This is a genomic window from Mesorhizobium sp. WSM4832, assembly GCF_055811115.1.
Window position 1 is genome coordinate 1 of the sequence record NZ_JBVVQH010000063.1, and the last position, 542, is coordinate 542.

The 542-nt window shown below is 64.8% G+C and carries 1 protein-coding gene; it reads left to right on the forward strand.

The genetic code is table 11. The features are described from left to right. The coding region (locus AC0L2L_RS33355; protein WP_473584022.1) for a TCP-1/cpn60 chaperonin family protein at positions 1–542 on the forward strand (542 nt) is incomplete at both ends.

Genomic DNA, 542 nt, shown 5'->3' on the forward strand with positions numbered 1-542 from the left:
ATCAAGCTCGAGAATGTCGGCCTCAACATGCTCGGCCGCGCCAAGAAGGTGTCGATCTCCAAGGAGAACACCACCATAGTCGACGGTGCCGGCAAGAAAGAAGAGATCCAGGGCCGCGTCGCCCAGATCAAGCAGCAGATTGAGGAGACCACCTCGGACTACGACAAGGAGAAGCTGCAGGAGCGTCTGGCCAAGCTCGCCGGCGGCGTTGCCGTGATCCGCGTCGGCGGCGCGACCGAAGTCGAAGTCAAGGAAAAGAAGGACCGCGTCGATGACGCTCTGAACGCGACCCGCGCGGCCGTGGAAGAAGGCATCGTTCCCGGCGGCGGCGTCGCACTGCTGCGCGCATCGCTGGCCATCAGCGTTAGTGGCGCCAACTCCGACCAGACCGCTGGCATCGCCATTGTGCGTCGCGCGCTGCAGGCTCCGGCCCGCCAGATCGCGGCCAACGCCGGTGCTGAAGCCTCGATCGTTGCCGGCAAGATCCTCGAGAACAAGGGCGCGACCTTCGGCTACAACGCCCAGACCGGCGAGTATGGCGA